Source organism: Halomonas sp. ND22Bw (genome assembly GCF_003011945.1).
Classification (GTDB): domain Bacteria; phylum Pseudomonadota; class Gammaproteobacteria; order Pseudomonadales; family Halomonadaceae; genus Halomonas; species Halomonas halophila.
The window spans coordinates 1-6,517 of record NZ_PXWD01000022.1 but is presented as its reverse complement, the minus strand read 5'-3'; the positions used below and the strand labels follow the sequence as shown (position 1 = coordinate 6,517).

Here is a 6,517-nt window from a genome sequence, read left to right as displayed (position 1 = left end):
GTGGCGGGATCGACGGCCTGGATCGCCTTGCCGTCGCTGAGCACGGCCTGCTGGCCGATCAGTTGCTTGCCTTCCAGGGTCATGCGGCTTCTCCTGTCGTAGGGCGCCGGACCGGCGCCGTTCGGGTCAGACGGGGCGACATCCGTCGCCACGCCGTCTAGCAGTGTAAAACGTTAGCATGCTAAATCGACATGCCATACCATCGAGCCGCTTACCGCCGGCTCTCGTCGACGCTCGCGCCTCAGCGCACCAGGGCCGGACGCTTGGGATCGAATTCCCAGCCCTTGATCAGGTACTGCATCGCCATGGCGTCGTTGCGCTGGGTGACGTCGAGGCGCTTGTACTTTTCGTGGGCTTCCATGAGCTTGTCGTCGTCCAGCTCGATGCCGAGGCCCGGTGCCTTCGGCACGCTCAGCTTGCCGTCGCGGATCTGGAGCGGATCCTTGGTGATACGCTGGCCGTCCTGCCAGATCCAGTGGGTGTCGATGGCGGTGATCTCGCCCGGGCAGGCAGCGGCCACGTGGGTCATCATCGCCAGGGAGATGTCGAAGTGGTTGTTGCTGTGCGAGCCCCAGGTCATGCCCCACTCGTTGCACAGCTCACCCACGGCCACGGCGCCCTGCATGGTCCAGAAGTGGCAGTCGGCCAGCGGGATGTCGACCGAGTTGAGCTGCACGGCCAGCTGCAGCTGCTTGTAGTCGGTGGCGATCATGTTGGTGGCGGTGGGCAGCCCGGTGCGCTTCTTGAACTCCGCCATGGTCTCGCGGCCGGAGAAGCCGCCTTCCTGGCCGCAGGGATCCTCGGCGTAGCTGAGCAGATGCTTGATCGGCTCCAGCACGCGCACCGCCTCGTCCAGCTTCCAGGCCCCGTTGGGGTCCAGGGTCAGGCGCGCCTCGGGGAAGGCCTCGTGCAGCGCACGGATGCAGTCGGCTTCTTCCTCGCCGCGCAGCACGCCGCCCTTGAGCTTGAAATCCCTGAAGCCGTAGCGGTCGTAGGCGGCCTTGGCCAGGTTGGCGACGGCGTCCGGCGTCATGGCCTCGCGATAGCGGACCTCATCCCAGGCATCGACCGGGTCGGTCACGCGCGGGTACGGCAGGTCGGTCTTGTCCGGATCGCCGAGCAGGAACAGGTAGCCCAGGGCCTCCACCTCGTCGCGCTGGCGACCGTACTGGCCCAGCAGGTCGGCCACCGGCATGCCCAGCGCCTGGCCGAAGAGATCGAACAGCGCCGACTCGATGGCGGTGATGACGTGCACGGCCACGCGCAGGTCGAAGGTCTGGCGACCGCGCTCCTCGGGACCGCCCTGGGCCAGCAGGTCACGGCAGCGGCTGAGCACCTGCTTGACCTCGTTGACGCGCGCGCCTTCGACCAGGCCGCGGCACTTGTCCAGACCCTTCTGGATGCCCTCGCTGGTGGGAATCTCGCCCACCCCGCGGTTGCCGGACTCGTCCTCCAGCACCAGCACGCAGCGAATGAACCAGGGCGCATGGCCGCCGCTCAGGTTGAGCAGGAAACCGTCTTCGCCGGCGACCGGCACGATGTTCATCTTGGTGATCTTGGGAAACATGGCATTGCCTCTTCTTGTAACGGTCGAAATAACCATCAGACGGTCAGGTCACCGGCGCGGGATTGAACAGCACCAGGTCGTTGTAAAGGCCCAGCCGGTCGGCGGCGACTCGGCGGCGACCGCTGGCCACGTCGAGGATCAGGTGGAACAGCTCCCAGCCCATCTCCTCGATGGTGGCGTCGCCGGTGGCGATGCGCCCGGCGTCGAGATCGATCAGGTCGTGCCAGCGCTGCCCCAGGGTGGAATTGCTGGCGACCTTGATGACGGGCGTCATCGGCAGGTTGTAGGGCGTACCGCGGCCGGTGGTGAAGACCTGCAGGTTCATGCCCGCGGCGGCCTGCAGGGTGCCGCAGATGAAGTCGCTGGCCGGGGTCGCGGCGAAGGTCAGGCCGCGCCTGCGCACCCGTTCGCCGGGACCGATGACGTCGACGATCGACGAGTCGCCGGACTTGATCACCGACCCCAGCGCCTTCTCGACGATGTTGGAGAGCCCGCCCTTCTTGTTGCCCGGCGAGGTGTTGGCGCTGCGATCCGCCTGGCCCTGGGACAGGTAGTCGTCGTACCAGGCCATCTGGTCGATCAGCGCCTGACCGACCTCGGGATCCACGGCCCTCGGCGTGAGCAGATGAATGGCGTCGCGGACCTCGGTGACCTCGGAGAACATCACGCTGCCCCCGGCGCGCACGATCAGGTCGGTGGCGAAGCCCACTGCGGGGTTGGCGGTCAGCCCGGAGAAGGCATCGCTGCCGCCGCACTGCATGCCGACCACCAGCTCGGAGGCCGGGCAGGTCTCGCGGCGGCGGCGGTCGAGGCGCTCGAGATGACGTTCGGCCATCGCCATGATGCCCTCGATCATCTCGCCGAAGCCCTCGAAGGACTCGTCCTGCAGGCTGAGGACGTTGGCCTCCGGGTCGGCCGCCGCGGTGTTCTCATAGAGCTTCACCGGGCGATCATCGACCAGGGTCGAGGGCTGCAGCTTCTCGCAGCCGAGCCCGATGACCATCACCTCGTTGCCGAAGTTCGGGTTCCGGGCCAGGTTCTTGAGGGTGCGGATCGGCACCACCGCGGCCGGCGCGTTGATCGCCACGCCGCAGCCGTAGCTGTGGTTGAGCCCCACCACGTCGTCGACGTTGGGGAAGCGCGGCAGCAGCTCGCGCTTGATGCGCTGGACCACGTGATCGACGGTGCCGGCCACGCACTGCACGCTGGTGGTGATGCCGAGCACGTTCTTGGTGCCGACGCTGCCGTCGGCATTGCGGAAGCCCTCGAAGGTATAGCCCTCGAGCGGCGGCGTCTCGGGCGCAGGGCGCGTCGCCAGCGGCAGGTCTTCCAGGGCCGGCGGCGTGGGCATGTGCAGGTTGGTCTCGTTGACGTGACCGCCCTGGGGAATCTCCACGGCGGCGGTGCCGATGACCTCGCCGTAGCGGATCACGGCGTCGCCCTCCGACAGCGCCACCAGCGCCACCTTGTGGCCCTGTGGCACCGGCTGGCAGAGCACGATATCGCCCTCGATGCGATCCCCGTCCGCCAGCCCGCCCTGGCGGACGACGACCGCCACGTTGTCACCGGGATGGACACGAATCACGCGGGGAGCGTTCGTCGATGATGTCATGCGGCCGTCCGACGTCTGCGTGGCACTCATTGGGGGCTCTCCATGCGGCGGTGGGCGCGACTCTTCAGGCTCATGATCACCGAGAAGGCCACGGAGGCGGCGATCAGTCCCCACAGCACCACGGCGATCGGGCTCTTGGTGAAGAAGATGCCGTAGCTACCGGCCGATTCCAGGCTCTTCACGAAGTAGATCTCCGCCTGGCCACCAAGGATGAAACCGATGATCAGCGGGGCAACCTCGAGGCCGACCTTCTGGATCAGGTAGCCCAGCACGCCGAAGATCAGCAGGGTCCAGACGTCGAACATGATGCCGTAGTTGATCGCATAGGCACCGACCACGCACATCATCACGATGATCGGGTAGAGGATGTACTTGGGCACCAGCACCACCTTGGCGATGTGCTTGATGGCATAGAACATCAGGAAGAACATCACGATGTTGGCGAACACCAGGGCGGTCATCATCACGTACCAGGTGTCGGCGTTCTCCGGGATGAACAGCGGCCCGACCTGGATGCCCTGGAGCGTGAAGGCGCCGATCAACACCGCCGTGGTGGAATCTCCCGGAATGCCCAGCGACAGCAGGGGGATCAGCGCACCGCCGGTCAGGGCGTTGTTGGCCGACTCGGAAGCGATCAGCCCCTGGGGAGCGCCCTTGCCCATCTCGTCGGAGTCGCGCGAGAGGTTCTTCTCCTGGGTGTAGGCCAGCACCGAGGCGGCGCTGCCGCCGACGCCCGGCAGCATGCCGACGAAGGTGCCGATGAAGGAGGAACGCACCAGGTTGGTCAGCCGGCCCTTGAAGATGCCGAAGGAGAAGCCGCCGCCCTTGCCGAACTTGACGTGCTTGCCGCCCAGGCCGCCCTTGATGCCCTCCTCCGCCTCGAGAAGGATGGTGGCGATGCCGAAGATGCCGATCAGCACCGGCAGCAGGGAGAAGCCCTCGAAGAGGTAGGGTTCGAGGAAGTCGAACATCAGACGGGTATGGCCATTGCCGCCGTCGGAGATGCTGTAGGTACCGATCAGACTCAGCCAGATGCCCAGCACGCCGCTGAAGATGCCCACCAGCATGTTGCGTGACATGGAGGCGATGACGGTCAGCGCCAGCAGGATGATCAGGAACTTCTCTACGTAGGAGAACTTGATCGAGAACTCGGCCAGCAGCGGTGCGAACAGGAACAGCACGGCGGCGCTGATGAGTCCGCCGACCAGCGAGGCCACCACGCAGACCCGCAGGGCGCGCTCGCCCTCGCCCTTCTGGGCCATGGGGAAGCCGTCGAAGGTGGTGGTGATGGACGACGGCGTGCCGGGAATGTTGAGCAGCACGGCCGGCACCATGCCCCCGGAGATGCCGCCCACGTAGAGGCCCAGCAGCAGCGCCAGGCCGTGGTTGAGCCCGAGCGCGTAGGTGAGCGGCAGACACACCGCCACGGCCATGGTCGCGGTCATCCCGGGGATGGCACCGAAGACGATGCCGACCAGGGCCCCCAGGGCCGCCAGCAGGAAGAAGGTGATATCGAGTAGCGACAGGATATCGAGCATGGGAAGGACTCCGCTACGGCAGGGTGATCTGGAACAGCTTGGCGAGGATGAACCACGCCAGCGTCGGTGCCACGAGCGCGTTGATGCCGGCCGTGAGGACCTTGCGCCGGGTCCTGGTGTGCATGTACATCAGCGACATCAGGAAGAGAAAAGGCATCGACACGAACAAAAAGCCGTAGCCCGTATAGGGGAAGACGTTGCCGACCACCGCCATCAGATAGAAATAGGCGGAGATCAGCGCCAGGGTGCCGAAGAAGCGGAACTTGTCCATGGACTCGCCGAGGATCGGCAGCGTCCTGTCACCTCGCCTGACGGCGGCGAGAAAAGGCACGACGTTGAGCACCAGGACCAGGGCGAAGAGGATGCCCATCACCCAGTGAATGATATGGGGGAAGAACAGATGGGAGGTCTCGAAGTCGATCGAGACACTCAGCAGGGATGACAGTCCTGATTCCATGGCGGCTCCGGTGAAGGCTCTCGTCAGGCGGCCTTTCGATCGTTATGGGAATGAAGCAGCAGCCGCGAGCGCCGGCGGGCTTCCCCGCCGGCGACCCTGCCTTACTGGATGTTGGTGATGATGTCCTCGTAGACGGACATCTTGGTCTCCAGATACTGGGCGGCTTCGTCGGACGGCTTGAAGTTGGGAATGAAGAAGGAGTTCTTCTGGGTCTCCTGGATCTCTCCTTCGGCGTAGATCTCGGCAAGCGCCTGGTCGATCTGGTCGACGATGGCCTGATCCATGTCCTTGTTGTAAAGGAAGAAGAATTCCTTATCGAAGGTGAAGTTGTTGCCGTTGCCCATTGGCACGGACACATTGGGCTCGACGTACTGCAGCAGCTGCTCGCGAGTGGTCTGGCCGAGACCGTCTTCCGGCGCCTGTTCGATGGTGCCCTGACGCGCGGTCAGCCACAGGAAGCGCATGGCCTTCTGGTCGTCTTCCGGCAGGCGCGTGTACTGCTCGTTGGCCTGCACGGTGCCATTGATCATGTCGGCCTGGTCATCGAAGAGCTGCTGGTTCTTGTCGGCCTGGGAGCCGGTGTTGACGGCCACCAGGTTGTCTTCCATGCCCGGATGCTCGATGGCGATGGCATTCTTCAGGGCGCTGAAGCCGATTTCCGAGACGCCGCCGGGCTGGATGGCGACACGCACTTCCTCGCCGTTACCGACCGCCGCGATCACGTCGTCCAGGGTCTCGTAGGGCGAGTCCTTGGGGACCAGGTAGGCATTGCCCGGGTTGATGGCGACGGTCGGCCCGATGGTGTACTTCTCGAAGATGTCGTCGTACCCCTGAACGCCGTACAGGTTTCCGAGGTAGGACTGATCGTGGAAGATCATCAGGGTGTTGCCGCGCGCATCGCGATCCAGAAAGCGGAAAGCCGAGCTCGCACCGACGGCATCCACCTTCATGTTGATGTCGAGGTGCTCGGCCAGGGCATCGGCAACGATGCTGGAGTTCTGGTAGGTATCACCGCCCGTGGAGGTCGAGCCGATCACCACGCGGACGTTGCCGCGCAGCGGACCGTCGGCGGCCATGGCGGCGGCACTGCCGAACGCCATGCCGGCCATCAGGACGGAGGTTCCGAGTGTCTTGTAGATGCTGGGCATGCTCATGTTTCACCTCTTCGCTGTCATTGTTGAGAGTGGGTGAAGTTCGGGCTCTTGCTCTTAGTAGCCCTTGGCGGTCTCGACCAGCGTAGCCAGTCGTTCCCGTTCCTCGGCATTCGGCATCTCGAGCGGCGCGCGAACGCTGCCGGCGGGACGCCCAATGATCTCGGCACCGGCCTTGATCAGGCTGACCGC

5 protein-coding genes and 1 pseudogene are annotated in these 6,517 nt (G+C 65.0%); all 6 read right to left on the bottom strand.

The window, feature by feature from the left end; all coding sequences use genetic code 11:
- Window positions 1-241: 241 nt before the first annotated feature.
- Window positions 242-1,567 (bottom strand): enolase C-terminal domain-like protein, encoded by a 1,326-nt coding sequence (locus CVH10_RS16695; RefSeq protein ID WP_106489307.1) that lies wholly within the window; start codon window positions 1,565-1,567, stop codon window positions 242-244.
- A 43-nt stretch (window positions 1,568-1,610) separates the two neighbouring features.
- Window positions 1,611-3,179: a galactarate dehydratase gene (gene garD / locus CVH10_RS16690; protein WP_035593127.1), complete on the bottom strand. Its 1,569-nt coding sequence runs from the start codon at window positions 3,177-3,179 to the stop codon at window positions 1,611-1,613.
- 26 nt (window positions 3,180-3,205) lie between these two features.
- Window positions 3,206-4,717 carry a tripartite tricarboxylate transporter permease gene (locus tag CVH10_RS16685; protein WP_035593083.1) on the bottom strand — a complete coding sequence of 504 codons (1,512 nt, stop codon included), beginning with the start codon at window positions 4,715-4,717 and terminating at the stop codon, window positions 3,206-3,208.
- Window positions 4,718-4,730: 13 nt separating this feature from the next.
- Window positions 4,731-5,174: a tripartite tricarboxylate transporter TctB family protein gene (locus CVH10_RS16680; protein ID WP_035593085.1), complete on the bottom strand. Its 444-nt coding sequence runs from the start codon at window positions 5,172-5,174 to the stop codon at window positions 4,731-4,733.
- A 101-nt stretch (window positions 5,175-5,275) separates the two neighbouring features.
- Window positions 5,276-6,328 carry an ABC transporter substrate-binding protein gene (locus CVH10_RS16675; protein ID WP_035593088.1) on the bottom strand — a complete coding sequence of 351 codons (1,053 nt, stop codon included), beginning with the start codon at window positions 6,326-6,328 and terminating at the stop codon, window positions 5,276-5,278.
- 54 nt (window positions 6,329-6,382) lie between these two features.
- Window positions 6,383-6,517, bottom strand: a pseudogene (locus CVH10_RS27275) (5-dehydro-4-deoxyglucarate dehydratase); the annotation flags it as partial.